The organism is Streptomyces sp. JL2001, from assembly GCF_050917515.1.
GTDB lineage: Bacteria > Actinomycetota > Actinomycetes > Streptomycetales > Streptomycetaceae > Streptomyces.
Genome location: NZ_CP169421.1, coordinates 954,615 through 976,546, shown reverse-complemented (window position 1 = coordinate 976,546; position 21,932 = coordinate 954,615). Strand labels below are relative to the sequence as shown.

The window sequence follows — 21,932 nt, the reverse complement described above, 5'->3', positions numbered from 1 at the left end:
GGGGCACGGTGACAGTGCGCAGTGGTCGTACGGTGCGTGATCTGCGGCGGGAGAACCGTACCGCGGTGTTGCAACGGTTGTACTTCGACGGGCCGCTGAGCCGCTTCTCGCTGGGGCCGGTCACGGGACTGAGCTCCGGTTCGGTGAGCAACGTGGTGGCCGAACTGGTCGCCGAAGGACTGGTGGAGGAGGCCGGCAGCGTCGACTCCGCCGGCGGGCGACCGCGCACTCTCCTGCGCATCCGTCCGGACAGCGGCTACATGATCGGCGTGGACGTCGGCGAGACCAGGGTCCGGATCGAACTCTTCGACCTCGCCCTCACGGAACTCGCCCGTGTGGAGCACCCCCTTGCGCCCGAAGGGCCGCGGCGTACCGACCGGTTCGACGTGGGCGTCGTCGTCGGGCACCTGCGCGAGGGCATCGCCGAGGTCCTCGACCGGGCCGGCATCGCGCCCGAGCGGCTCCTCGGCGTCGGCGTCGGCGTCCCGGGCATCGTCGCCGGTACACCCGAGGACGGCGCCGTGGTGCACGGCCAGACCATCGGCTGGGACGCCGTCCCGCTGGAGCGTCTGCTGCGCGAGTCGGTGCGGCTGCCGGCGAGCGTGCCGTACTACATCGACAACGGGGCCAAGACGCTCGGGCAGGCCGAGATGTGGTTCGGCGCCGGGCGGGGCGCCGACAGCGCCGTCGTCGTGCTGTTCGGCTCGGGTGTCGGCGCCTGCGTCGTCACCGACGACATGCGGCCCGGCCGCGCCGTCGAGTGGGGGCATCTGACCGTACGGGTACGAGGCCGCCGCTGCCGATGTGGGGCCCAGGGCTGCCTGGAGGCCTACGCGGGGGCGGAGGCGCTCCTGGAGCGGTGGGCGGAGGCCGGCGGCGAGCCGCCCGCCGGGGCAGCCGAGGAGACCGCGCTGACCGCGATGCTCGCCGCCGCGTACCCGACCCCGGCCCCCGACGGCACCGTTCCCGAGCCCGACGCCACGGCCCTGGCCGTCCTGGAGGAGACCGCGGAGTACCTGGGCGCCGGATTCGCGGACCTGATCAACCTCTTCCAGCCCGAGCGCATCCTCGTCGGCGGCTGGGCGGGCCTCCAGCTCGGCTCCCGCTTCCTGGACTCCGTCCGCGCCCACGCCACGTCCTACGCCCTCGCCTATCCGGCCGCCCGCGTACGGATCGAGCTCGGCACCCTCGGGCCGGACGCCGTCACCGTCGGCGCCGCGATCCTGCCGCTCGCCGACTTCTTCGGGCGCGGCGGGCGTCCGGCGGAGGCCGACCCGGAGGAGCCGGTCCCGGCCTGGCGGACCACCCTCCAGGAGCGGGCGGCGCACTGAGCCGCGCGGGGCGGGCCACGGACGACGGGCGGGCGAACAGCGGGTGACCGGCGGCGGGTGACCGGCGGGCGGGCCGGCCACGGTGGCGGGTGACGGCCGGGATCCCGCGCCCGTATCCCGTCCCGGGCCGCTCGTAGGGGAAGCGTCAAGACCGGACCGCGCGGCGTATGGGAGGCGTCAACGACCGCGGCGACCTGCGGGAAGGGGGGTTTTCTCGTCTTGTCCGAGAAACCGTCCTTCACTCAGGAGCCCACGATGGCCGATCTGGCCTTCGTCGTCACCACGCTCGCGGTCTTCGCGCTGGTGGCCTTCATCGCCAAGGGGGTGGCGAAGCTGTGACCCCCGAGAACATCGTCGGCCTGATCGTCGCCGCCGCCCTGCTGGGATATCTCGTCCTCGCCCTCGTCAAGCCGGAGAGGTTCTGAGCACGGATATGAGTCCCGTCCTCGCTGGAGTGCTCCAGCTCCTCGCCCTGGTCGCCGCGCTCGGTCTGTCGTACCGGCCGCTGGGTGACCACATGGCGCGCGTCTACTCCTCGGAGCGGCACTACCGGCCCGAGAAGTGGATCTACCAGGCGATCGGCGCGAATCCGTCGGTGGAGATGCGCTGGCCCGCCTATCTGCGCGGCGTGCTCGCCTTCTCCGCGGTGAGCGTCCTCTTCCTCTACCTGCTCCAGCGCGTGCAGGGCTCCCTGCCGGGGTCGCTCGGCTTCGCCTCCATCGACCCGGACCAGGCGTTCAACACGGCCGCCTCCTTCGTCGCGAACACCAACTGGCAGTCGTACTACGGCGAGCAGGCCATGGGCCACGTCGTGCAGACCGGCGGCCTCGCGGTGCAGAACTTCGTGTCGGCGGCCGTCGGCATCGCGGTCGCGGTCGCGCTGGTCCGCGGCTTCGCCCGCTCCCGTACCGGTGAACTGGGCAACTTCTGGGCCGACCTGGTCCGTGGCACCGTCCGTGTCCTGCTGCCGATCTCCGTGGTCGGCGCCCTGGTCCTCGTCGCCTGCGGGGCGATACAGAACTTCTCCGGCATCCACGAGGTCGGCCGGTTCACGGGCGGCACCCAGCAGTGGAACGGAGGGGCGGTCGCCTCCCAGGAGGTCATCAAGGAGCTGGGCACCAACGGCGGCGGCTACTTCAACGCCAACTCGGCCCACCCCTTCGAGAACCCCGACGGCCTGTCCAACCTCTTCGAGATCTACCTGATCCTGGTCATCCCCTTCGCGCTGACGCGGACCTTCGGCCGGATGGTCGGCTCGCTCCGGCAGGGGTACGCGATCCTCGGCACGATGGCGGGCATCTGGCTCGGCTTCACCGCGCTGATGATGTGGACGGAGTTCGCGCACCACGGCCCGGCGTTCGACCTGGCCGGCGGCGCGATGGAGGGCAAGGAGACCCGCTTCGGGATCGCCGGCTCGTCGATCTTCGCCGTGGCGACCACGCTCACCTCGACCGGCGCGGTGAACTCGTTCCACTCCTCGTACACCGGGTTCGGCGGCGGGATCACGATGCTGGGCATGCAGCTCGGCGAGATCGCGCCCGGCGGTGTCGGCTCCGGCCTCTACGGCATGCTGATCATGGCGGTCATCGCGGTGTTCGTCGCCGGACTGATGGTCGGCCGCACGCCCGAGTACCTGGGCAAGAAGATCGGCACCCGCCAGATCACGTTCGCCGCCTGCTACCTCCTCGTCACCCCCGCCCTCGTGCTCTGCTTCACCGCCGTCGCGCTGGCCCTGCCGACCCCGGCCGGCTCGATGACGAACACCGGCGCGCACGGCTTCTCCGAGATCCTCTACGCCTACACCTCCGGCGCCAACAACAACGGGTCCGCCTTCGCGGGCCTGAACGCGGACACCCAGTGGTTCAACACGACGATCGGCATCGCGATGCTGCTCGGCCGCTTCCTGCCCATGGTGTTCGTCCTGGCCCTCGCCGGCTCGCTCGCCGAACAGCGGTCCGTCCCCGAGAGCGCGGGCACCCTGCGCACCGAGAAGCCGCTGTTCGCCGGACTCCTCGTCGGCACCATCGTGATCATCACCGGCCTCACCTACTTCCCGGCCCTGGCGCTGGGACCGCTCGCCGAAGGGCTCGCAGCATGAGCACCATCACCCCTCCCCGGACGCCCCACCCGGACGTGCCGACCGGACCGCGGCCGACCCCCGGCGGGCGCGTAGGCGGGGGCCTGTTCGACCCCCGGCACCTGCTCACCTCCCTTCCGGACGCACTGCGCAAGCTCGACCCGCGCGTCATGATCAAGTCGCCCGTGATGTTCGTCGTGCTCGTCGGATCGGTGGTCACCACCGGCCTGGCGGTCGCCGACCCGGGGGACTGGTTCGGCTGGGCCATCGCCGCGTGGCTGTGGCTGACGACGATCTTCGCCAACCTCGCGGAGGCGGTGGCCGAAGGCCGCGGCAAGGCGCAGGCGGACACCCTGCGCAAGGCCCGGACCGGCACCGTGGCGCGCCGGATCACCACGACCGGCGAGGAACGGGTGCCCGGCACCGAACTCCGCGTCGGGGACAGGGTGGTCTGCGAGGCCGGTGACGTCGTCCCGGGCGACGGCGACGTCGTCGAGGGGGTGGCCTCCGTCGACGAGTCGGCCATCACCGGCGAGTCCGCGCCGGTCATCCGGGAGTCGGGCGGTGACCGGTCCGCGGTGACGGGCGGCACCAAGGTGCTGTCCGACCGGATCGTCGTGAAGATCACGACGAAGCCCGGCGAGACCTTCCTCGACCGCATGATCAACCTGGTCGAGGGCGCGGCCCGGCAGAAGACACCCAACGAGATCGCCCTCGACATCCTGCTGGCGTCCCTCACCATCGTGTTCCTGCTCGCCGTCGTCACGCTCAAGCCCTTCGCGATCTACGCCGGCGCCGACGAGCAGACCTCGATGATCGTGCTCACCGCGCTCCTGGTCTGCCTGATCCCGACCACGATCGGCGCGCTGCTCTCCGCGATCGGCATCGCCGGCATGGACCGCCTCGTCCAGCGCAACGTGCTCGCCCTGTCCGGGCGGGCCGTCGAGGCCGCCGGCGACGTGTCCACCCTGCTGCTCGACAAGACCGGCACCATCACCCTGGGCAACCGCCAGGCGTCGGAGTTCGTCCCGGTCGAGGGCGTCACCGAGGCCCAACTCGCCGACGCAGCGCAGCTGTCCTCGCTCGCCGACGAGACCCCCGAGGGCCGGTCCGTCGTCGTCCTGGCCAAGGAGAGGTACGGGCTGCGCGAACGCCGCCAGGGCGAGCTCACCGGCGCCACCTGGATCGAGTTCACCGCCCGGACCCGCATGTCGGGCGTCGACGTCGACGGCCGGCGGACCCGCAAGGGCGCGGCCGGGGCCGTCAGCGCCTGGGTCCGCGAACAGGGCGGCGAGGTCCCGCCGGACGCCGCCACCCTGGCCGACCGGATCTCCGAGGCCGGCGGCACACCGCTCCTCGTCGCGGTCGAGGACGACCGGGGCGCCCGTGTCCTCGGTGTCGTCCACCTGAAGGACGTCGTCAAGGAGGGCATGCGCGCACGCTTCGACGAGCTGCGACGGATGGGCATCAGGACGGTCATGATCACGGGTGACAACCCGCTGACCGCCAAGGCGATCGCCGAGGAGGCCGGCGTCGACGACTTCCTCGCCGAGGCCACGCCCGAGGACAAGATGGCGCTCATCAAGCGCGAACAGGCGGGTGGCAAGCTCGTCGCCATGACCGGCGACGGCACCAACGACGCGCCGGCACTGGCACAGGCGGACGTCGGCGTCGCGATGAACACCGGCACCTCGGCCGCCAAGGAGGCCGGCAACATGGTCGACCTCGACTCCGACCCGACCAAGCTCATCGAGATCGTCGAAATCGGCAAGCAACTCCTCATCACCCGCGGTGCGTTGACGACCTTCTCGATCGCCAACGACGTCGCGAAGTACTTCGCGATCATCCCCGCGATCTTCGCGGTCGCCTACCCCTCGCTGGACAGGCTCGACATCATGGGGCTGGCCTCACCCGAGTCCGCGATCCTGTCCGCCGTCGTCTTCAACGCGCTGGTCATCGTGGCCCTGGTCCCGCTCGCGCTGAAGGGCGTCCGCTACCGGCCCACGAGCGCCGACCGGCTGCTCCGCCGCAACCTCGGCCTCTACGGACTCGGCGGCCTGGTTGCCCCCTTCGTCGGCATCAAGCTCATCGACCTGCTCCTCTCCCTCATCCCCGGAATCGGCTGATCGTCGTCATGAACAACTCGGTAGGAAACACCGGCCGCGTGCTCTGGGCGGGCCTGCGCGCCCTGCTCGTCCTGACCCTCGTCTGCGGCGTGCTCTACCCGCTGGCCGTCACCGGCGTCGCCCGGCTCGCCTTCCCCGGCAAGGCCGACGGGTCGCCGATCAGGGACGGCGACGGGAGGGTCGTCGGCTCCGAGCTCATCGGCCAGACGTACGACCTGCCGCTGAAGGACGGGCAGAAGACGCCCGAGCCCGACCTGCGGTGGTTCCAGCCGCGCCCGTCCAACGGGCTCGGCACGAACAGCGTCAACACCCAGTACGAGATCATTCTTTCCGGCGCCACCAACCGCTCGGGTGACAACGCGGACCTGATCACATGGGTCACCGACGCGAAGGCGGCCGTCGTCGCGGACAACTCCACCGCGGGCCACCCGGTGAAGCCGTCCGACGTGCCGGCCGACGCCGTCACGTCCTCCGGCTCCGGCCTGGACCCGCACATCTCCCCGGAATACGCCGAACTCCAGGTCCGCCGGGTCGCGGAGAGGAACCACCTCCCCGTGGACCGGGTCGAGAAGCTCGTCGCCGGCCACACCGAGGACCGCCTCCTCGGCTTCGTCGGCGAGCCCCGTGTCAACGTCCTGAAGCTCAACATCGCCCTCAGGTCCCTGGTGGCCGCCGCGGGCTGACGCCGGCACCCGGGCGCGGTCCTCTCAGGCGGACCGCACCGTGAGCCGGTGGGGCCGGCCCCACGGGCTCACGCCCCGGAGATCTCCGGCTCCAGGGACACCGCGACCAGCCGGTCGCTCGTCGAGGCAGGGTCCCGGCCGGTCACCGCCGCGCGGTAGTCCCGCACGGCCGGGTCCGAGAGGGTGAGCGTCAGCACCGGGCAGTCCTGCGCGTCGTTCGTCCGCTCCGGAGAACAGGAGCCCACGGTGAAGAGCGTGTAGCCGGGGCAGAGTGCCGCGGCCGGCAGCTCCACGTCGAGCGACAGCGTCTTGCCGGGGGCGACGTGGAAGCCGCCGGGCGGGGGAGGCACCGCCTCGGAGGGGAAGCCGTCCGTGACGACCGTCGCCGTGAGCCCGCGGACGGAGGCCCGCCGGCCCTCGCCGTGCGGGCCGAAGACGTCGAGCGTGACCCGGCCCGCGGACACCGGGGCTCCGAGCAGGAGAGGACGGTGTCCGACCGCGACCGCCATGTGGACGGTGAAGTGCGGCCGGCCGCGCCCCGGTCCCGAGTCCTCGGCGCCGTAGCCCCCGTAGACCAGCTGCGGCAGCGCGTCCCTCTCGCCCTCGCCGACCGCCGTGGGCCGGGGTCCGTCGTCCACCCGGCACTTGGAGAGCTGGGCGGTCGCGCCGCCGGGCAGCGCGGCGTCCGGGAGCGGGGTGGCGGGGACGGGCGGCAGCGCCGGCGTGTCCCCCCGGGACCGGGTGGACGGAGACGACAGCATCGCGACGATCACCAGCAGGGCGGCCACGGGCACCGTGAGGAACAGCCAGGAGCGCAGGGAGAGACGGAACATTCAGCCACGCACCCGCATGCCCGCTCGTGCGCGCCCGCCGCGTCGTCGCCCGTCCACCGGAATCCACCCTGTCACCGTGTTCACGCTTCGTTCAGCGCGCGCCGGGCACGAAACGTCACTGGGCCGCGGGTCCGGCGGCGGAGCCGCCCCGGGCCCACAGCGAGCGCACATGGCTGAGATGGCGGACCATGCACGCCTCCGCGCCCATCGCGTCGCCGGCCAGCATGAGGTCGAGCAGTTCCAGGTGCTCCTCGGCCGAGGGCAGCAGCTCACCCCGCTCGTCCAGCGCGGTCAGGCCGTACAGCCGGGACCGCTTGCGCAGGTCGCCGACGGTCTCGACCAGCCGCTGGTTCCCCGACAGGCCGAGCAGCGTGAGGTGGAAGCGGCGGTCGGACTCCAGGTACCCGATGAGGTCGTGGGCCCGGGCCGCCGCCACGATCTCCTCGGCGATCGGGCGCAGCGCCCGGAGGTCCGCGCGGTCCGCCGTGAGCGTGACCCGGCCGACGGTCGGCACCTCGATCAGCAGCCGGATGTCCGTGTACTGGTCGAGATCGCGCTCGTCGACCTCGGTGACCCGGAAGCCCTTGTTGCGCACCGGCTCGACCAGCCCCTCGCGTGCCAGGTCGAGCATGGCCTCCCGGACGGGGGTCGCGGACACGCCGAAGTCCTCGGCCAGGCCGGGCGCCGAGTACACCTGGCCGGGCCGTAGTTCACCCGATATCAGCGCGGCCCGCAGCGCGTGGGCCACCTGGTCGCGCAACCGCTCGCGCGTGGTGATGAGATGGCTCGTCTTCAGATGGCCCATGTGCCGTTCCCCGACTTCCGCTTGTCACGCCGCCCGGCTTCCGGGTCCGGGCGGTGCATCAGCGTACAATGTCACGTTTTCACGGTCGTCGACAGACCGGGACCAGGCAACGGAATCCCGCCCAGGGCGTGTTCGCGCGCACGTCACAGCAGGAACCCGCCGGGGAACGGGTCGTCCGGGTCCAGGAAGTACTGCGCGGTGCCGGTGATCCACGCCCGCCCGGTGATGACGGGAACCACGGCGGGGACGCCGCCCACCTCGGTCTCCTCGACCAGCCGGCCGGTGAACCGGGTGCCGATGAAGGATTCGTTGACGAAGTCCCGTCCCAGTGGCAGCAGTCCGCGCGCGTGCAGCTGGGCCATCCGCGCGGAGGTCCCGGTGCCGCACGGGGAGCGGTCGAACCAGCCCGGATGGATGGCCATGGCGTGCCGCGAGTGCCGGGCGTCGGAGCCGGGCGCGGTGAGGTACACGTGCTTGAGCCCGCCGATCTCCGGGTGGACCGGATGAACGGGCCGATCGGACTCGTTGATCGCCGCCATGATCGCCAGACCGGCCGCGAGCAGGTCCTCCTTGCGCTCCCGGTCGAAGGGCAGGCCGAGCGCGTCCAGGTCGACGAAGGCGTAGAAATTGCCGCCGAACGCCAGGTCGTACGCGACGGTGCCCAGGCCCGGCACCTTCACCTCGCGGTCGAGGGCGGCGCAGAAGGCGGGCACGTTGGTGAGCGACACCGCCTTCGCGGCGCCGTCCTCGACCCGGACCTCCGCCCGCACCAGCCCGGCGGGGGTGTCGAGGTGGACGGTGGTCACGGGTTCGCTGACCGGCACCATCCCCGTCTCCACCAGGACGGTCGCCACCCCGATGGTGCCGTGCCCGCACATGGGCAGGAGCCCGGACACCTCGATGTAGAGCACCCCGAAGTCGGCGTCCGGCCTGGTCGGCGGCTGGAGTATGGCGCCGCTCATGGAGGCGTGGCCGCGCGGCTCGTACATCAGCAGCGTCCGCAGGTGGTCCAGGTGTTCGAGGAAGTGCAGACGGCGTTCGGCCATGGTGGCGCCGGGGATCACCCCGACACCTCCGGTGACGACACGGGTGGGCATGCCTTCGGTGTGCGAGTCGACGGCGTGGAACACGTGACGGGTGCGCAACGTGGGGACTCCTCTCGGTGCCTGATCGGGTCAGCGGCGGCCGTCGGCGACGGCCTTCTCGGTGGCGGCCCGTACGTCGGCGGCGACGGCACCGGCGAGGGGCGAGCGCGGCGGGCGGCACGGGCCGCCGGTGCGGCCGGCGATGTCCATGGACAGCTTGATCGACTGGACGAACTCCGTCCTGGAGTCCCAGCGCAGCAGCGGGTGCAGGGCCCGGTAGAGCGGCAGCGCGCGCTCCAGGTCGCCGGCCACCGCCGCGTGGTAGAGCTCCGCGCAGGAGGCCGGGAAGGCGTTCGGGTAGCCCGCGACCCAGCCGACCGCGCCCGCCACGGCCAGTTCGAGCAGTACGTCGTCGGCGCCGATCAGGAGGTCGAGTTCGGGGGCGAGTTCGGCGATCTCGTAGCCGCGGCGGACGTCGCCGCTGAACTCCTTCACGGCCACGATGTGCCCGGCCGCGTGCAGTTCGGCGAGCAGGGCGGGGGTGAGGTCGACCTTCGTGTCGTGCGGGTTGTTGTAGGCGACGACCGGAAGCCCGGCGGCGGCCACCTCGGCGTAGTGCGCCCGGACCGCCGCGTGATCGGCGCGGTAGGCGTTGGGCGGCAGCAGCAGGACGGAGCCGCAGCCCGCCTCGGCGGCCTGCTCGGCCCAGCGGCGCGACGCGGCACTGCCGTAGGCCGCGACGCCGGGCATCACCCGGGCCCCGTCGCCCGCCGCCTCGACCGCCGTACGGACGACCCGGGCGCGCTCCTCGTCGGTCAGGGTCTGGTACTCGCCGAGCGAGCCGTTGGGCACCACGCCGTCGCAGCCCTGGTCGAGGAGCCAGCGGACGTGGGCGGCGTATGCGTCGTGGTCGACGGACAGGTCGTCCCTGAAGGGGAGGGCGGTGGCGACCATGATGCCGCGCCACGGGCGGGAGGGGGTCCAGTGCGGGGAGGCGGGGGAGGTGGTCACGGAGGTCCCTTCCGGAGGACGATGGGTGGGGCGGGGTGCAGCGGTCGATCGGTCAGGGCTGCGGACGTCGCCGTCCGTGCCTTCACGGCTGCCGCGTGCCGTCGGGGGCGGGGGCACGGGTGTCGGCAGGGGCGGGTGCGGAGGTAGCGCCGGGTGCGGGTCCCGGGGGCGTGGCCGTGTCCGTGGGCGCCGGCCGCGGCGGGACCAGGGCCGCGAGGGCCCCCAGGGTCACCGGGACGGCCAGCGGGCGGCGTTCGGGCGAGGCGGGCAGCGGCGGGCCGCCGGTCGCCGGTGCCGTGCCGCCGCGGGCCAGACAGGCCACGGCCGCGCCGCACACGCGTCCCTGGCACCAGCCCATGCCCGCCCGGGTCAGGAGCTTGACCGTGCGGGCGTCGCCCGCGCCGAGGTCCTCCACCGCCTCGCGGATCCGGCCGGCGGTGACCTCCTCGCAGCGGCAGATCTCCGTCGTGTCGTCGAGCCAGTGCCGCCAGCCCGCGCCGGGCGCGTGCGCCGCGGCCATCAGTTCCGCGAAGGCCCGCAGCCGGGTCCGCGCCCGGAGCAGGGCCCGCAGTCGCCCGGGCGGGGCCCCGGCGGTGTCGCCCCGCAACCGGCGTGTCACCGCGAGAGCGGCCAACTCGCCTTCGATCAGAGCCAGTCGGGCTCCACCCGGGCCGGCCGTCTCGCCCGCCGACCACACTCCGGGCACCGAGGTCGCCTGACCCGCGTCGAGGACGAGGGCCGGCGCGCCGTCCGCGGTGGTCCGCACGGCGCAGCCGAGTGCGGTGGCGAGGTCGATCCGGGGCACGAGCCCGTGCCCGACGGCCAGGGCGTCGCAGCGGACGATCCACCCGGTGCCGGGCACCGGCCGCCAGTCACGGTCCAGCCGGGCCACGGTCACGGCCTCCACGCGCGACGTGCCGTGTGCGCGGACCACCGCGTGCCGGGCGTACGCGCGCACTCCGTGCCGCAGGAGGGGTGCGAGGTGCCCGACGGCCTCGGCCGCCTTGCCGGGCGAGGCCGCGAGGACGTCCGGCCGGCGCGCGTAGCCGAGGTATCCCGCGGCCTCCACCAGGGCGGGTACCCGGGCTCCCGCCGCGGTCAGCGACGAGGCCACCGTGAGCAGCAGCGGCCCGCTGCCCGCGACGACGACGCGCCGGCCGGGCAGGACCAGCCCCGCCTTGAGCATGGCCTGGGCGCCGCCCGCCCCCACGACTCCGGGCAGGGTCCAGCCGGGGAAGGGCAGGTGGCGCTCGGACGCGCCGGTCGCCAGCAGCACGGCCCGTCCCCGTACCGGCTCCGGGCGGCCGCCCTCGCCGTCGGGGCCGGTGGCCGCGTGCACCGCCCAGCCCGCTCCGCCGGTGCCCGTCGCGGGGCCGGCGAGCCGCTCGGCCACCACCGTCCACACGTGGTGCTCCGGCAGATGGACGCCGCCGCTCGCCTCCCATCGCCGGCGCCATGCGGCGAAGGCCGGCCAGTCGTGGTGCAGCGCCTGCGGCCGCGTGGCACCCAGCGCGGGGGCCGGTTGCCGGTAGAACTGGCCGCCCAGCCCCGCGTCCCCGTCGAGCAGGGCCACCGAGAGGCCCTGCTCGGCGGCGGTGGCCGCGCCCGCGAGCCCGGCCGGGCCCGCGCCGACGACCACGAGGTCGTACGGCTCGGCGGGGTCGCCGGGACGGGCGCCGCCCGCCGGTCCGGCGGACCGGCCGTCAGGAGCGGTCGAGCGCGTCACGGCCGTGTCCCTCCTGGCGGGTGACGACGTCGCCGGGTGCGGCCGGGACGAGACAGGCCCGCCGGTTGGGTTCGCCGTTGACGGTGACCAGGCAGTCGAAGCACTGGCCGATACCGCAGAAGGCCCCGCGCGGACGCCCGCCGACCCGGGTGGTGCGCCAGGCGGTGATGCCCGCACCCCAGAGCGCGGCGGCGAGCGACTGGCCGGGAAGGGCGCCGACGGGCCGCCCGTCGAAGGTGAGGGCGAAGGCCGGTCCGGTCCGCGCGTCCACGAGCGACTGCGGTGTGCGGTGCCGGGCCGGGCGGGCCGTGAGGCGACGGAACATGCTCTCTCCCAGTCGACGGGGAACGGTGTGCGGGGCGTCGGGGTTCATGCGGGCCCGCCGGTCCGGTGCGGGTCCGCCCCGTCCGGAGCGAAGCGCCCCGGGCGGAAGGGGCGGGCGTCGAGGCCGGGATCGGCGCCGGTCAGGAACCGTGCGACGAGCAGTCCGGTGGCCGGGGCGAGCCCGATCCCGGCCCCTTCGTGTCCGCAGGCGTGCAGCAGCCCCGGGACCCGCGCGTCCGGGCCGATCGCCGGCAGGTGGTCCGGCAGGTACGGACGGAAGCCCGCGTACGCGCGCGTCACCCGCACTCCGGCCAGCACCGGGAACAGGCGGGCGGCTCCCGCGGCGAGCCGGCCGAGGGCCTCGGTCGACAACGAGCGGTCGAAGCCGACCCGTTCACGGCTCGCGCCGATCAGGATCGGTCCCGCGGGGGTTCCCTCGACGACGGGGGAGGTCTGGAGCGCGGCGGAGTCGCTGGCGACGTCGGCGACGTAGTCGGCCGCGTACACCTTGTGCCGCACCAGCCGCGGCAGCGGCTCGGTGACCAGGACGAAACCCCGGCGGGGGAGGACCGGCAGCTCGGTGCCGGCGAGCCGGGCCAGCGCGCCGCCCCAGGCTCCGGCCGCGTTCACCACGTACGGGGCGTGGACGGAGGCACCGGTCGAGGTGCGGACACCGCGGACCGATCCGTCGGGGCCGGTGAGGAGGGCGGTGACCTCCTCACCGAGGCGGAGTACGGCTCCCGAGGCGCGCAGCAGCCGGGCGGCGGCCAGCGCGGGCTGCACCTGGGCGTCCTGCGGGTAGTGGAAGGCGCCGGCCGGGCCGGCGGCGAGATGGGGCTCCAGGTCGTGGAGCCGGTCACCGGGGACCTCGTGCGCCTCGACGCCCGCGGCGCGCTGGGTCGCCGCGAACCGGCGGAGGGCGTCAAGACCCGCCCCGTCGGACGCGACCACCAGACCCCCCTTGGGCTCGAACTCGGCCCGCGCCCGCAGCGGATCGGGCAGTTCGCGCCACAGGCGGTGCGAGAGCAGGGCGAGTTCGAGCTCGGGGCCGGGTTCCTTGTCGGAGACGAGGAGGTTGCCCTCGCCGGCCCCGGTCGTGCCGCCCGCGACCGGACCCCGGTCGAGCACGGTGACGGACAGGCCCGCGCGGCCGGCGTAGTAGGCGCAGGCCGCGCCGATCATGCCGGCGCCGACGACGATGACGTCGGACGCCGTGGAGGAGTGTCTCGTGGGCACGGCGGTAATATTTCACATGCCACTGTGCTTGCCAAGGGTCCCAACACCGGCCGTCCGCAGCGGATTTGGACCGTCCCGGCAGCCACAGGTCCGCGCGTACCGCCGGGAGCCGCACGGGCGGCGGCGCGCACGACTCCCGGCCGCGCGGACGGCGCGCACCGCCGGGAGCCGTGCGCGCCGCCGTCGCGGGCCGCTCGCCGGGCGTCAGCCGTCGAGCAGCCCGCCCATCCAGGACTCGACCGCGTCGGCGGTACGGGGCAGGGCGCCGGACATGAGCCGCGCCCCGTCCTCCGTGATGACCAGGTCGTCCTCGATGCGGACGCCGATGCCGCGCAGTTCGGGCGGCAGCGTCTCGTCGTCGGGCTGGAGGTACAGTCCGGGCTCGACGGTCAGCACGTGCCCCACGGCCAGGGTTCCGTCCCGGTACTCCGCCGTCCGGGCCCGGGCGCAGTCGTGCACGTCGAGTCCGAGCATGTGCCCGCTGTTGCACAGGGTGTAGCGCCGGTGCAGGTCCCCCCGCGGGTTCTTGAGCACGCCCCAGTCGGCGAGGCCCTCGGCGATGACCCGCACGCACGCCCGGTGGAAGTCCCCGTAGGCCGCGCCGGGGCGCAGTGCCGCGATCCCGGCCTCCTGGGCGGCCAGGACCAGGTCGTACACCTGCCGCTGGACGGACGAGAAGCGGCCGGACAGGGGCAGGGTGCGGGTGATGTCCGCGGTGTAGAGGGTGTCCGTCTCCACACCCGCGTCGAGGAGCAGCAGGTCGTCCCGGTGGAGCGGGCCGTCGTTGCGTGTCCAGTGCAGGACGCAGGCGTGGGCGCCGGAGGCCGCGATGGTCTCGTAGCCGGTGCCGTTCCCTTCGGCGCGGGCGCGCAGGTCGAAGACGCCCTCGATCCAGCGCTCGCCCCGCCGGTGGGTCAGCGCGCGGGGGAGGGCGCGTACGACGTCCTCGAAGCCGGCCGTCGTGTGGTCCACGGCGGCCTGCAGCTGTGCGACCTCCCAGACGTCCTTGATCAGACGCAACTCACTGAGCGCGGCCGCGAGTTCCGGGTCGGTGGCGGCGTCGCGCCCGGGCGGCAGCAGGGCGAGGCGGTCCAGGTGCGCGCAGCGGATGCCGGTGAGGCGTCCGGCTTCGGCGAGGTCGGGGCGGCGGCCCACCCAGAACTCGCCGTAGCGGCGGTCGCGGTAGAACTCCTCGCCCCGCTCGCCGCCGTCGCGCGGCGAGCGGGGCCGGATGTACAGGACGGCCTCGTGCCCCGCCCCGTCCGGCTCCAGGACGAGGACGTGGCCCGCCTGGTCCTCCCCGGTCAGGCCGGTCAGCCAGACGTAGGCGGAGTGCGGGCGGAAGCGGTGGTCGCAGTCGTTGGAGCGGACCCGCAGTTCGCCCGCGGGGACGATCAGCCGCTCGCCGGGGAAGCGGGCGGACAGCCGGGCACGCCGGGCGGGGGTGAGGTCGGCGCCGGGGACGCGGGTGCCGTCCGGCAGCGGTGAGGGCGCCCAGCCCTCGGTCATGAAGGCGGCGAGTTCCGGGGACACCGGCAGGTCGTGACCGGCGGTGTACGGGCGCGCGGGCGTCTCGGTCATGGGCACTCCTGAGGGTGGGAGACGGTGCGGGCGTGGCACGGCGCGGCGGGGTCGCGGAAGGCCGGCCGGCGTTATCCGGTGGGACGGATACGGAAACTGACGGTGCATGAGGCTTCTCAGTGCAATTTCACATTGCTATGTTACACGCCGTACCGCTGCCTCCAAGGGCGTCGAAGACCGCAACGACCTTGGCCCCGTGGGCAGTTCGGCGTACCCACCCACCCCCCATGTCAGGAGACCTCGTGTCCCAGCACAGAGCCCTGCGCTCCACCCTGATCGCCACCGCGCTCGCGGCCGCCCTCACCGCGCCCCTCGGGCAGAGCGCGCAGGCGGTGGACCGCGAGGTGTCCGCCGCCTTCGCGGCCCGGCAGACCCCTCCGGCCGCGCCGAAGTCGTACGTCCCGAACCCGCACGACGAGGTCGAGCGACTGGGCAAGGCCCCCGTGCCGGTGAGCCGGCCGGCCGCCGCGCCCCCCGGTGTCACCGCCGGCCGGGTACCCGGCGTCCGGCCCGCCGGGAACGAGGCGAACGCCCGCCTTGCGGCGGATCGTCCGGCCGTGACCGCGACCGGCGTGCCGTGCACGCTCGACGGCGTCACCGGCCTGACGCCCACTCAGCTCGCTGACTTCCTCGCGGATCCCGCCGTGCAGGCCGAGGGGTGCCTGCGCGGACTCGTCTGGACCTGGGACGCGCGGCTCGCTCCGGTGATGTCGGACGCCCACGTCCAGGCCGTCGCCGCCCGGATCGGTTCCCTCGCCGCCGGCCACGACGGCACCGGCTCCAGCCATCTGCCCGAGATGTTCACCTACCTCCACGCGGTCGCCTACCACGACTTCGGCCGCCCCGAGATCGACATCACGGACGCGCCCACGGTCGAGGCGATACGCGCGGCCGTCGCCGCGTACGCCGCCGCCCCGCACACCTTCGACGTCACCCCGCAGAACGCCCAGACCCTCCGCGAAGCCCTCTACGCGGCCAGCGCGCCGGGGCTGCGACAGCATCAACTCGGCCTGATCACCGAGGTCCTGACCCGGATGGACGCGGCACACCCGCAGACGTCCGGGGACCCCGGCTGGGCCGGCGCGGCGCTCGCCGCGCTCTCCGTGAACTACCTCGGCGTCTACCCCGGCAACCAGGACACCGCCTTCCGCGCGGCCGCCGAACGCAGCCCCGCCTACCGTGCCGCGTTCAAGGCCTTCGCCGGCCACACCCATCTGAAGGGCACGGCGAACGAGTGGCTGGTGCGCGACGCCCTCGGCGAGTACGGCCGCTTCGGGCAGATCGACGGCCTGAGGGCCGGGACCGTCGCCGACCTCGGTGCCCTGCTGGCTCCCGTCGAGAGCGGCTTCGGCACCGGCAGCGCCCCCTGGGCCTCCCTGGTCAACTGGCTCAACCACTACGAGGCCTGTGCGCCGTACCGCGTCTGCAAGGCCGACATCGAGGCACGGATCTTCCCGCACACGTACACCTACGACCAGGGCACCATCAAGGTCAGGACCGGACTGGACCGGGCCACCGTCGACCAGCTCTACTACGCGAGCAAGCAGGTGAAGGCGCAGTTCCACCGGGTCCTCGGCACCGAGCAGCCGCTGGCCGGCGATCCCAACGCGGTCCTCACCGTCGTGCTGTACGCCTCACGGCGTGACTACGAGACCTTCCACCCGCTCCTGACCGGCATGGGCACCGAGAACGGCGGTGTCTACATCGAGCGGGGCGCCACCTTCTACACCTACCAGCGGCGCGTCCCCCAGGACTCCAGCCTCACCCTGGAAGAGCTGTTCCGCCACGAGTACGTCCACTACCTCAACGGCCGCTACGCCGTCCCCGGCTTCTTCGGCGAGGGGCCGTGGTACGAGAACGACCGCACCACCGCCATGGACGAGGGCACGGCCGAGTTCTTCGACGGCGCCACCCGCGACGACGGCATCGCCGTGCGCAAGTCCCTGGTCCAGGGCGTCATCCGGGACACCGCGGGCGGCGGGCCGCGCATGAGCGTCGACCGGATCCTGCACGCCACCTACGAGGGCGACGGCTTCCGCTTCTACCCCTACGCCGGCACCTTCTTCGAGTACCTGTGGACGGAGCGGCCCGCCCTGCTCCAGGCCATGTACGGGTACCTCCGCGCCGGGGACGTGCAGGGGTACGACACCTGGCGCGACCGGATCGGCCGGGACGCCGGGACCCAGCGCGACTACGACGCCTTCCTCGACCGGCAGATCGCCCGGGTGGACGACCTGTTCGTGCCGGACACGAGCCACCAGCCGACGGCCGGGCTGCGGCACGCCACGGCGGCGGGGATACGGTCCGCCTTCGCCGCCGCCACGGGCAGCACGCCCGCCTGCACGACGGTCGCCGACAAGGTCCTGCCGCGCTTCCGGTGCGCCGGGCGCGTCACGGCGAACCTCGCCGACGCGGGTGACCCGGACAGGGTGTTCAAGGACATGTCCGAGACGGTCGACTACTTCGTGCTGGACCGGAGCCTGGGCGGCGGCAACAACTTCGCGGACATGAACTGCTCGTTCGGCCCGGTGGAGATCTGGTCGGACCGGCGGGCCGGTACCTCGTCCTTCGTCTGCGAGGGCCCGCTGCGCCGCTGAGCCACGGCGGCGAGCCGGAGTACGCCGCCACCCCCTCCCGGCAAGGCCGGGAGGGGGTGGCGGCCGAAGCGGCGAAGGTCAGCCGAGAGTGGCGACGGCGGCCGTGGCGAAGCCGTGGTCCTGCTCGGGGGCACCGCCGCCGACGCCGATGGCGCCGATCAGCCGGCCGTCGCGGTGGACGGGGAGCCCGCCGGCGATGAAGAGGAGCGGCCGGTCGAGCGCCGTGGTCAGCGAGTGGAAGGGGCCGTCGGGCTTGACCAGGTCGACCAGGTCGGCGGTGGCCGAGTCGAGCTGGAGTGCCGTGTAGGCCTTGCGGGTGCTGGTCTCGCCCGAGACGAGGACCGCCCGGTCGTCGCGCCGGAAGGCGAGGAGGTGACCGCCCGCGTCGAGGACGCTGACGCTGACGGTCACCCCGGCGCTCTCGGCGGCGCGGCGGGCCGCGCTCAGCAGGACCTCGGCGTCCTGCGTGGTCAGCGGGGTGACGGCGGTGGTGGTGCTCATGGTGCTTCCTTCGTGATGCGGTGAACGGTGGGGGAGAGGGTCGGGGTGCCGGTTCAGTGCCGGCCGGCCGGCGCGGGCGCCGCCTGCGCCGGGGCGTCCTGGGGCGCGGCGCCCTGCGCCACGAGCCGCGTCCGGGACTTCGTCCGCCGGTCCAGCGAGGCGGCGAGGATCGCGAGGAGCAGCGCGGAGCCGGAGAGCAGCGCGCCCACCCAGTTGGGGGCGGTGTAGCCGAGGCCCGCGGCGATCACGACGCCGCCGAGCCAGGCGGCCAGGGCGTTGCCGAGGTTGAAGGCGCCGATGTTGGCGGCCGAGGCCAGGGTCGGGGCGGCGGACGCCTGGTCGAGGACCCGCTTCTGCAGCGGCGGGACGGTGGCGAAGCCGAGCGCGCCGATCAGCGTGAGGGTGATCGCCGCCAGGACCTTGTGGTGCGCGGTGGCGGTGAAGACCAGCAGCACCACCGACAGGGCGGTCAGGGTGGTGAAGAGCAGGGGCATCAGGGCGCGGTCGGCGAACCTCCCGCCGAGGATGTTGCCCAGGAACATGCCGATGCCGAAGAGGACCAGCAGCCAGGTCACGGCGCCCTCGGTGTATCCGGCGACCTCCGTCATCATGGGCGTGATGTAGGTGATCGCCGCGAACACGCCGCCGTACCCGAGGACGGTCATCGCCATGGCGAGCCAGACCTGGACGTTCTTGAAGGCGGCGAACTCGGACCGTACGTCCGGGCTCTCCGGCCGGCCCGTGGAGGGGACGAGCTTCGCCACGCCGAGGAAGCCGAGCACGCCGAGGGCGGCGACGAGGGTGAAGGTGACGCGCCAGCCCGCGGCCTGGCCGATGGAGGTGCCCAGCGGGACGCCCACGACGTTGGCCACGGTCAGGCCCATGAACATCAGGGAGATGGCGGACGCCTTCTTCTCCGGTGCGACGAGGTCGGCGGCGACCACCGAGCCGATGCCGAAGAACGCGCCGTGGGCCAGCGAGGCCACGATCCGGCCGGTCAGCATCAGGCCGAAGGAGGGGGCGACCGCGGACAGCAGGTTGCCGGCGACGAAGAGGCCCATGAGGAAGAGGAGCATCTTCTTGCGGGACACCTTGGTGCCGAGCACCGTCAGCAGCGGGGCGCCGAAGACCACACCGAGTGCGTATCCGGTCACCAGCCAGCCGGCGGTGGGGATCGAGACACCGAAGTCACCCGCGACCTGCGGGAGCACTCCCATGATCACGAACTCGGTGGTGCCGATCCCGAAGGCCCCGATGGCCAGGGCCAGGAGCGCGAGAGGCATGGCGAAGCACCTTCCGTTGATTGCATGCATTGCTTGCTTGCGTCGACAATAGTTGCACGCGCTGGATAAATGCAAACGCGGACTAATGCGGGCGCGGGCTCATGCAGGCAAGGGGCAATCAGGTGGCGGCGGGGCGCGACCGGGCGGGCGCGCCGGTGCGGGAGCGTGCGCAGGGCGGCGGCACCGGTCGGGTCCGGTCCGCGCGGGCGCCATGGAGGACGGATCAGGGGGAGCGGCGGGCGAGGCCGGGGGAAGGTGCCAGGAGGCCGCGGGCGACGCGCGTACGGGGGAGGGGGCGGGGCCCGGGTGCGCGGACGGCCCGGCCGGGGGCCGAGGGCCGGCCGGCGTCGTTCGGCAGCGGGTCCGGCCGTTCGGCAGCGGGTCCGGCCGTGCGTCGCCGGGTCCGGCCGTGAACCGTCAGGAACTGCCGGTGAACCGGCGTACGTACCAATTCTGCCAGGGCGTCTCGACCGCGCCGGGGTGGTAGTGGCGGCGCACGTACTCCACCGCCTCGTCGGCCGGGACGCCGTCGAGGACGGCGAGGCAGGCCAGGGCCGTGCCCGTACGGCCCCGGCCGCCGGCGCAGGCGAGTTCCACGCGCTCCACGGCGGACCGCTCCCATGCCTCACGCAGGAGCGTCACCGCCTCCGCCCGGCTGCTCGGCAGCCGGAAGTCGGGCCAGCGCAGCCATCGCGCCTCCCACGGGACCTCGGCCGGCGGCCTTCCCAGCAGGTACACGGCGAAGCCGGGCGTGGGCCCGTCCGGCACGGGGCGGCGCAGCCCGCGCCCTCGTACGAGGCGCCCGGAAGGCAGCCGGAGGACACCGGTGTCCGTCGCTTCCCAGGTCGTGGCCATGGCCCCCACCGTAGTCGCCGCCCCGCCCCGCACGGTGCGGAACGACGGCCCCGGTGCGGGAGCCTCCCGCCGACGCGGCCATGGTCATGCGTGGACACGTGCGACCCGCGCCGCCGCACTTCACTACGGTGTCCTCCACGTTCCGTCAGGGAGAGCCCCATGCAAGCGACCGACACCGTGCCGCCCGTCGAGCCCGAACCGCCCGCCTCCGCGCCCCGGGACGGGCTGCCGCCGGAGGCCGTCGGGCCGCTGGTGCGCGGCATCGGCGTGCTGCGGCTGCTCACCGACGCCGACGGGGTCCTCGGCCTCGGCGCCCTGGAACGCGGCACCGGCCTGGCGCGCGCCACCGTCGACCGGGTGACCGGCACCCTGGCCCGCATGGGGTACGTCCGCCTCGACGGCCGCGACGTCCACCTCGCGCCGCGCCTGATGGAGCTCGGCAACGCCTACCTGGCCGGGCTCCGCCTCCCCGCGCTCCTCGGCCCGCACGCGGACGCCCTGGCCGACGCCCTCGACGAGTCCGTCTCGCTCGTGGTCGCCGACGGCGACGGCACCCGCGTCGTCCACCAGTCCACCCGCCGGCGCGCGATGTCCCTCAGCTTCCGCATCGGCGACCTGCTCACCGCGGAACGCACCGCCCCCGGCGCCCTGTTCGCCGCCGACTGGACGCCGGCGGACTGGGCGCACTGGCGGGCCCGCCGTACCGCGGACCCCCTGGGCGCGGGTTTCCCCGCCGTGCCGTCCGCGACCGGCCCGGACGGCACGGAGTTCGCCGCGCGCGCGGCCCTGGCCCGCGAACGGGGCTGGGCCCTGGACGACCAGCTCATCGAACCGGGCCTGGTCGCCGTGGCCCTGCCCGTACGGGGCGCCGACGGAGCCGTGACCTGTGTGGCGAGCGTCGTCAGCCACACCAGCCGGCACACCGCCGCCTCCCTGCGCGACACGGTGCTGCCCCGCCTCGCGGCGGCCGTGCGGAACTGGGAGGAGGTGCTGCGCCCACCGGCCTCGCCGAACGGCGCCGACGAGGACGCGCCGCCCCCACCGTCGGGTCTGGCGGGCTGGACCCACGACTCGAAGCAGGAACTCGGCCGGGGGTTCGTCGAGTCACTGGCCAGGGGGCTGACGGTGCTCACCGCCTTCGGGGCGGGAAGGGCCGAGCTCCCCCTCGCCGCCGTCGCCGAGGCCACCGGGCTGGCCCGCGCCACCGCCCGGCGGGCGTTGATCACGCTGCGGCACCTCGGGTACGTCGAGGCCGACGGGCGCCTGTTCCGGCTCACCCCCCGGGTGCTCGGCCTCGGCTTCCCCTCGCTGGCCCGCATGCCCCTGCCGCAGATCGCCGCACCCCACCTCGCCGGACTGTCCCGGCGGGTCCACGACTCGGCCTCCCTCGCGGTGCTCGCGGGCGACGACATCCGCTACACCGCCCGGGTCGCCACCCGGCGGATCATGAGCGTCCACATCACCGTCGGCACCCGCTTCCCGGCGCACGCCACCTCCATGGGCCGGGTCATGCTCGCCGGACTCCCGCCCGCCGCCCGCACCCGCTGGCTGGCCGGCACCGAGCGGCCCGCCCTCACCCCGCACACGGTGACCGCCCACCAGGAGCTCGCCGCGATCCTGGACCGGGTGCACGCGCAGGGGTACGCCCTCGTGGACGGGGAGCTCGAACAGGGCCTGCGCTCCCTCGCGGTCCCCGTCCACGACCGGACGGGAGCGGTCGTGGCCGCCGTCAACGTCGCCATGCACAGCAGCCGGCGCACGGTCGAGGAGTGCCTGGCCGAGGTGCTTCCCGAGCTGCGCGACTGCGCCGCCCGGATCGAGGCGGACCTCTCGACGGCGGGGCGCTTCGCCCGGGTGCCGGAGGTCTGAGCACCTCCG

18 protein-coding genes are annotated in these 21,932 nt (G+C 74.0%); 7 read left to right on the top strand and 11 right to left on the bottom strand.

The genetic code is table 11. The features are described 5' to 3' along the window. The first annotated feature begins 8 nt into the window (after positions 1-8). From ACE1OA_RS04310 to ACE1OA_RS04290, 5 genes are all read left to right on the top strand, one after another. The gene (locus ACE1OA_RS04310) at positions 9-1,331 is read left to right on the top strand and encodes an ROK family protein (RefSeq protein WP_384866573.1); all 1,323 of its coding nucleotides are present in this window, start codon (positions 9-11) and stop codon (positions 1,329-1,331) included. A 335-nt stretch (positions 1,332-1,666) separates the two neighbouring features. After that, complete coding sequence (kdpF, locus tag ACE1OA_RS04305; protein WP_356606524.1) at positions 1,667-1,756, top strand: K(+)-transporting ATPase subunit F; 90 nt, start codon at positions 1,667-1,669, stop codon at positions 1,754-1,756. Positions 1,757-1,764: 8 nt separating this feature from the next. Beyond that, the gene (gene kdpA, locus ACE1OA_RS04300) at positions 1,765-3,429 is read left to right on the top strand and encodes a potassium-transporting ATPase subunit KdpA (protein WP_432752292.1); all 1,665 of its coding nucleotides are present in this window, start codon (positions 1,765-1,767) and stop codon (positions 3,427-3,429) included. Continuing rightward, the gene (gene kdpB, locus ACE1OA_RS04295; RefSeq protein ID WP_432752291.1) at positions 3,426-5,534 is read left to right on the top strand and encodes a potassium-transporting ATPase subunit KdpB; all 2,109 of its coding nucleotides are present in this window, start codon (positions 3,426-3,428) and stop codon (positions 5,532-5,534) included. The genes kdpA and kdpB overlap by 4 nt, the downstream gene beginning before the upstream one ends. An 8-nt stretch (positions 5,535-5,542) precedes the next feature. Beyond that, a complete protein-coding gene (locus ACE1OA_RS04290; protein WP_432752290.1) occupies positions 5,543-6,217 on the top strand; it encodes a potassium-transporting ATPase subunit C in 675 nt (224 codons plus the stop codon). Between the two features lie 68 nt (positions 6,218-6,285). Here the strand turns inward: ACE1OA_RS04290 and ACE1OA_RS04285 are convergent, their stop codons facing one another. The 8 genes from ACE1OA_RS04285 to ACE1OA_RS04250 form a co-directional block, all read right to left on the bottom strand. Further along, positions 6,286-7,050, bottom strand: coding sequence for a hypothetical protein (locus tag ACE1OA_RS04285; RefSeq protein ID WP_432752289.1), 765 nt, complete (start codon positions 7,048-7,050; stop codon positions 6,286-6,288). A 115-nt stretch (positions 7,051-7,165) separates the two neighbouring features. Further along, a complete protein-coding gene (locus tag ACE1OA_RS04280) occupies positions 7,166-7,855 on the bottom strand; it encodes a GntR family transcriptional regulator (protein WP_356601701.1) in 690 nt (229 codons plus the stop codon). A gap of 143 nt (positions 7,856-7,998) precedes the next feature. After that, positions 7,999-9,000 (bottom strand): proline racemase family protein, encoded by a 1,002-nt coding sequence (locus ACE1OA_RS04275; protein WP_432752288.1) that lies wholly within the window; start codon positions 8,998-9,000, stop codon positions 7,999-8,001. Between the two features lie 30 nt (positions 9,001-9,030). Beyond that, a complete protein-coding gene (locus ACE1OA_RS04270) occupies positions 9,031-9,894 on the bottom strand; it encodes a dihydrodipicolinate synthase family protein (RefSeq protein ID WP_356602110.1) in 864 nt (287 codons plus the stop codon). Positions 9,895-10,033: 139 nt separating this feature from the next. Then, positions 10,034-11,677 carry an FAD-dependent oxidoreductase gene (locus ACE1OA_RS04265; RefSeq protein ID WP_432752287.1) on the bottom strand — a complete coding sequence of 548 codons (1,644 nt, stop codon included), beginning with the start codon at positions 11,675-11,677 and terminating at the stop codon, positions 10,034-10,036. Continuing rightward, positions 11,655-12,002 (bottom strand): (2Fe-2S)-binding protein, encoded by a 348-nt coding sequence (locus tag ACE1OA_RS04260; RefSeq protein ID WP_384875768.1) that lies wholly within the window; start codon positions 12,000-12,002, stop codon positions 11,655-11,657. Before ACE1OA_RS04260 ends, ACE1OA_RS04265 begins: the two co-directional genes overlap by 23 nt. A 44-nt stretch (positions 12,003-12,046) precedes the next feature. After that, positions 12,047-13,237: an NAD(P)/FAD-dependent oxidoreductase gene (locus ACE1OA_RS04255; protein WP_432752286.1), complete on the bottom strand. Its 1,191-nt coding sequence runs from the start codon at positions 13,235-13,237 to the stop codon at positions 12,047-12,049. 204 nt (positions 13,238-13,441) lie between these two features. Continuing rightward, positions 13,442-14,818, bottom strand: coding sequence for an aminopeptidase P family protein (locus ACE1OA_RS04250; RefSeq protein ID WP_384874461.1), 1,377 nt, complete (start codon positions 14,816-14,818; stop codon positions 13,442-13,444). Positions 14,819-15,060: 242 nt separating this feature from the next. Here ACE1OA_RS04250 and ACE1OA_RS04245 point away from each other — a divergent pair, with 242 nt between their 5' ends. Beyond that, positions 15,061-17,415 (top strand): collagenase, encoded by a 2,355-nt coding sequence (locus ACE1OA_RS04245; RefSeq protein ID WP_432752285.1) that lies wholly within the window; start codon positions 15,061-15,063, stop codon positions 17,413-17,415. A 78-nt stretch (positions 17,416-17,493) separates the two neighbouring features. Here the strand turns inward: ACE1OA_RS04245 and ACE1OA_RS04240 are convergent, their stop codons facing one another. From ACE1OA_RS04240 to ACE1OA_RS04230, 3 genes are all read right to left on the bottom strand, one after another. Beyond that, on the bottom strand, positions 17,494-17,916 hold the full coding sequence (locus tag ACE1OA_RS04240; RefSeq protein ID WP_356601712.1) for a GlcG/HbpS family heme-binding protein: 423 nt from the start codon (positions 17,914-17,916) through the stop codon (positions 17,494-17,496). Between the two features lie 53 nt (positions 17,917-17,969). After that, positions 17,970-19,199 (bottom strand): MFS transporter, encoded by a 1,230-nt coding sequence (locus ACE1OA_RS04235; protein WP_356601714.1) that lies wholly within the window; start codon positions 19,197-19,199, stop codon positions 17,970-17,972. A 417-nt stretch (positions 19,200-19,616) separates the two neighbouring features. Continuing rightward, positions 19,617-20,054, bottom strand: a complete 438-nt coding sequence (locus ACE1OA_RS04230) for a protein-tyrosine phosphatase family protein (protein WP_432752284.1) — start codon at positions 20,052-20,054, stop codon at positions 19,617-19,619. Between the two features lie 159 nt (positions 20,055-20,213). Here ACE1OA_RS04230 and ACE1OA_RS04225 point away from each other — a divergent pair, with 159 nt between their 5' ends. Further along, positions 20,214-21,923, top strand: a complete 1,710-nt coding sequence (locus ACE1OA_RS04225) for an IclR family transcriptional regulator domain-containing protein (RefSeq protein WP_432752283.1) — start codon at positions 20,214-20,216, stop codon at positions 21,921-21,923. The last annotated feature ends 9 nt before the right edge of the window (positions 21,924-21,932 follow it).

What these genes read in the sequence shown, in the direction of transcription:
- ACE1OA_RS04240 (WP_356601712.1), bottom strand. Translation starts at nt 17,916, where the DNA reads ATGAGCACCACCACCGCCGTCACCCCGCTGACCACGCAGGACGCCGAG.
- ACE1OA_RS04225 (WP_432752283.1), top strand. Translation starts at nt 20,214, where the DNA reads ATGCAAGCGACCGACACCGTGCCGCCCGTCGAGCCCGAACCGCCCGCC.
- ACE1OA_RS04230 (WP_432752284.1), bottom strand. Translation starts at nt 20,054, where the DNA reads ATGGCCACGACCTGGGAAGCGACGGACACCGGTGTCCTCCGGCTGCCT.
- ACE1OA_RS04285 (WP_432752289.1), bottom strand. Translation starts at nt 7,050, where the DNA reads ATGTTCCGTCTCTCCCTGCGCTCCTGGCTGTTCCTCACGGTGCCCGTG.
- ACE1OA_RS04250 (WP_384874461.1), bottom strand. Translation starts at nt 14,818, where the DNA reads ATGACCGAGACGCCCGCGCGCCCGTACACCGCCGGTCACGACCTGCCG.
- ACE1OA_RS04260 (WP_384875768.1), bottom strand. Translation starts at nt 12,002, where the DNA reads ATGTTCCGTCGCCTCACGGCCCGCCCGGCCCGGCACCGCACACCGCAG.
- ACE1OA_RS04235 (WP_356601714.1), bottom strand. Translation starts at nt 19,199, where the DNA reads ATGCCTCTCGCGCTCCTGGCCCTGGCCATCGGGGCCTTCGGGATCGGC.
- ACE1OA_RS04280 (WP_356601701.1), bottom strand. Translation starts at nt 7,855, where the DNA reads ATGGGCCATCTGAAGACGAGCCATCTCATCACCACGCGCGAGCGGTTG.
- kdpA (WP_432752292.1), top strand. Translation starts at nt 1,765, where the DNA reads ATGAGTCCCGTCCTCGCTGGAGTGCTCCAGCTCCTCGCCCTGGTCGCC.
- ACE1OA_RS04270 (WP_356602110.1), bottom strand. Translation starts at nt 9,894, where the DNA reads ATGGTCGCCACCGCCCTCCCCTTCAGGGACGACCTGTCCGTCGACCAC.
- ACE1OA_RS04290 (WP_432752290.1), top strand. Translation starts at nt 5,543, where the DNA reads ATGAACAACTCGGTAGGAAACACCGGCCGCGTGCTCTGGGCGGGCCTG.
- kdpB (WP_432752291.1), top strand. Translation starts at nt 3,426, where the DNA reads ATGAGCACCATCACCCCTCCCCGGACGCCCCACCCGGACGTGCCGACC.